The organism is Deferrisoma sp. (genome assembly GCF_054681715.1).
Genome location: NZ_BAAHFQ010000250.1, coordinates 1 through 3,048, shown reverse-complemented (window position 1 = coordinate 3,048; position 3,048 = coordinate 1). Strand labels below are relative to the sequence as shown.

At 71.5% G+C, this 3,048-nt stretch carries 6 protein-coding genes; all 6 read left to right on the top strand.

The features are described 5' to 3' along the window. On the top strand, positions 1–487 hold a 487-nt coding region (locus tag ACY0I8_RS17380; RefSeq protein WP_461395753.1), incomplete at its 5' end, for a GspE/PulE family protein. A 9-nt stretch (positions 488–496) separates the two neighbouring features. Beyond that, a complete protein-coding gene (gspF, locus tag ACY0I8_RS17375) occupies positions 497–1,717 on the top strand; it encodes a type II secretion system inner membrane protein GspF (RefSeq protein WP_461395752.1) in 1,221 nt (406 codons plus the stop codon). Positions 1,718–1,735: 18 nt separating this feature from the next. Next, positions 1,736–2,182 carry a type II secretion system major pseudopilin GspG gene (gene gspG, locus ACY0I8_RS17370; RefSeq protein ID WP_461395751.1) on the top strand — a complete coding sequence of 149 codons (447 nt, stop codon included), beginning with the start codon at positions 1,736–1,738 and terminating at the stop codon, positions 2,180–2,182. Continuing rightward, positions 2,179–2,376 (top strand): prepilin-type N-terminal cleavage/methylation domain-containing protein, encoded by a 198-nt coding sequence (locus tag ACY0I8_RS17365; protein ID WP_461395750.1) that lies wholly within the window; start codon positions 2,179–2,181, stop codon positions 2,374–2,376. Before gspG ends, ACY0I8_RS17365 begins: the two co-directional genes overlap by 4 nt. A gap of 83 nt (positions 2,377–2,459) precedes the next feature. Further along, on the top strand, positions 2,460–2,684 hold the full coding sequence (locus ACY0I8_RS17360; protein ID WP_461395749.1) for a hypothetical protein: 225 nt from the start codon (positions 2,460–2,462) through the stop codon (positions 2,682–2,684). After that, positions 2,671–3,042, top strand: coding sequence for a prepilin-type N-terminal cleavage/methylation domain-containing protein (locus ACY0I8_RS17355; protein ID WP_461395748.1), 372 nt, complete (start codon positions 2,671–2,673; stop codon positions 3,040–3,042). Before ACY0I8_RS17360 ends, ACY0I8_RS17355 begins: the two co-directional genes overlap by 14 nt. Positions 3,043–3,048: the final 6 nt, after the last annotated feature.

Genomic DNA, 3,048 nt, shown 5'->3' with positions numbered 1-3,048 from the left:
GGCGAGCTTGACCGGGCACCTGGTGTTCTCGACCCTCCACACCAACGACGCCGCCGGCGCCATGACCCGGCTGGTGGAGATGGGGGTCGAGCCGTTCCTCGTGGCCTCCTCGATCCTGGCGGTGCTCGCCCAGCGCCTCGTGCGGGTCCTGTGCCCCTCCTGCCGGGAGCCCTACGAGCCCCCGCCCGAGGCCCTGGAGGAGCTGGGGATCGACCCGGCCCGGTTCCGGGGGCCGCTCTACCGGCCGGTGGGCTGCCCCGAGTGCCGGCACACCGGGTACCGGGGCCGCACCGGGATCTACGAGCTCCTGCGGGTGAACGACGCCGTGCGGGAGCTCGTGATGCAGCGGGCCAACTCGGTGGCCATCAAGGAGGCGGCCCGGAGGGCCGGCATGATCACCCTCCGTGAGGACGGGGCCCGCAAGGTCGCCGCCGGCGTCACGAGCGCCGAGGAGGTGCTGCGGGTCACCCAGGAAGAGGTGGTGTAGGCGAGCCCCATGCCGGTATTCGAGTACGAAGGCATCAACGCCCGGGGCAAGGCGGTCCGGGGGGTCGTGGACGCCGAGGGCCCCCGGGCGGCCCGCCTGGCCCTCAAGCGCCAGGGGGTGTTCGCAAACCGGGTCACCCCGGTGACCCGCGCCGAGAGGGAGACCGCCCGGCGGCGCCGGTTCCTGCCCTCCCGGGGCATCTCGGCCTCGGAGCTCGCGCTCCTCACCCGCCAGCTCGCCACCCTCTTGGACGCCGGCCTTCCCCTGGTGGCCGCCCTCACGGGGCTTCTGGAGCAGACCGAGAACCAGACGACCCGCCGCATCCTGAGCCAGGTGCGCTCCGGGGTGAACGAGGGCAAGGCGTTCCACGAGGTGCTGGGCGAGCACCCGGGCTCCTTCCCCCCGATCTACCGGAACATGGTGCGTTCCGGGGAGGCGAGCGGCACCCTTCCCGTGGTGCTGGGCCGGCTCGCCGACTTCCTGGAGGAGTCGGTGGCGTTCCGGCGGCGGCTCCAGTCGGCCCTGGTCTACCCGCTCCTCATGGGGTTTCTGGGCACCGGCATCCTCTGGTTCCTGATGGCCTACGTGGTGCCCCGGGTGACCCGGATCTTCGAGGACCTCCACCAGGCCCTGCCCGTGCCCACCCGGGTGCTCCTGGCCGTGAGCGGCTGGCTCCGGGCCTACTGGTGGATCGCCCTGGCCGTCGCCCTCGTCGGCTGGGTGGCGCTCCGGCGCTACGGCCGCACCCCCCGGGGCCGGCGCGGCCTCCACCGCCTGCTCCTTCGGACCCCGGCCGTGGGGAGGTTCCTGTCCACCGTGGCCGTGAGCCGGTTCGCCCGCACCCTGGGCACGCTCCTTTCGAGCGGGGTGGAACTGCTGACGGCCCTCGAGATCTCCAAATCGGTCCTGGGCAACGCCGTGCTCGAGGCGGCCGTGGAGCGGGCCCGGGACGAGGTGCGCGAGGGCCGAAGCCTCCACCAGGCCCTCCGGGCCACGGGGGAGTTCTCGCCGGTGGTCTGCCAGATGGTGGCCGTGGGGGAGGAGAGCGGGGCCCTTCCGAGCCTTCTCCTCAAGGTTTCCGACGCCTTCGAGGCCCGGGTCGAGGCGGCTGTGGCCACGTTGACTTCCCTGATTGAGCCCCTTATGATCCTTGCCCTTGGGGCGGCCGTGGGCTTCGTGGTGCTCGCGATCCTGCTGCCCATTTTCGAGATGAGCCAACTCGTGGGCTGAACCGGCCCTGGAGATGCGATGAACAGCCACCGCCGCCGGCGCGACGCCGGCTTCACCCTGATCGAACTCCTCGTCGTCCTCGTGATCCTGGGCCTCCTGGCCGGCATCGTGATGCCGCGACTCTTCGGCCGGGGCGAGGAGGCCAAGCGCACGGCCGCCAAGGTCCAGATCCGGGTCCTCGAGGACGCGCTCCACCAGTTCGAGGTGGACAACGGGTTCTACCCTTCCACCGAGCAGGGCCTCGAGGCCCTGGTGCGAAAACCCACCGTGGGCCGGATCCCCCAGAACTGGAGGGAGGGCGGCTACCTGGAGAAGGGGACCGTCCCTAAGGACCCCTGGGGCAACCCCTACGTGTACATCTCCCCCGGCAACCACGGCGACTTCGACCTCTTCTCCTACGGGGCCGACGGTGAGCCCGGCGGGGAGGGCAAGTACGCCGACATCACCAACTGGGAACTCGAGTGAACCGCACCGACCGGGGATTCACCCTGATCGAGCTCGCGGTCGTGGTGTTCCTCTTGTCCCTCCTCACGGCCGTGCTCCTGCCGCGGCTTCCCCGGCCCGCGGGGCTGCGGGCCAACGAGGCCCTCCGGCGGCTGGCCGGGGCCGTCCAGACCCTCCACGAAGAGTCCGCCTTCAAAAAAAAAGCCTGGCGCTGATCTACGACCTCGACGAGCAGTCGTACCGGGCCGGGGAGTTCGATCCCGAGTCGGGCGATTACGTGGACACCCCCGGGCTCCCCGTGAAACCCACCCGGCTTCCCGAGGGGATGCGGTTCCGCGACGTGGAAACGGCGCTGGAGGGCGCCGTGAGCCAGGGCCGGGCCCTCACCCGGTTCCTGCCCCAGGGCTACGCCACCCCCACCTGGGTCCACCTGGAGCTCGGGGAGGACCGGGAGGTCACCCTGGTGGTCCACCCCTTGCTCGGGCGTGCCGAGATCGTGGAGGGACGCGTTGAGGGGCCGTAGGGGGTTCACGTTCCTGGAGCTCCTGGTGGCGCTCGCCGTGCTAGGGGCGAGCTTCACGGCGCTCCTGGTGGCCCACGCCTCGGCGCTGAAGCAGGAGGCCCGGGCCCGGCGCCTCCTCACCGCCACCCTGCTCGCCCGTGACATCCTGACCCGCACCGAGACCGAGGGGCTCCCGCCCCTGGGCGCCGACCAGGGGGAGTTCGAGGAGTTCCCCGGATACGCATGGGAGCGCCAGACCGAGACCACCGAGTTCCCCAACGTGCGGCTCGTGCGGATCGCGGTGTCCTGGCCCGAGGGGAACCGACGGGAATCCACCGAGATCGAGTTCTACGCCTGGGTCGAGGAGGACGCCCCGTGAACCGGG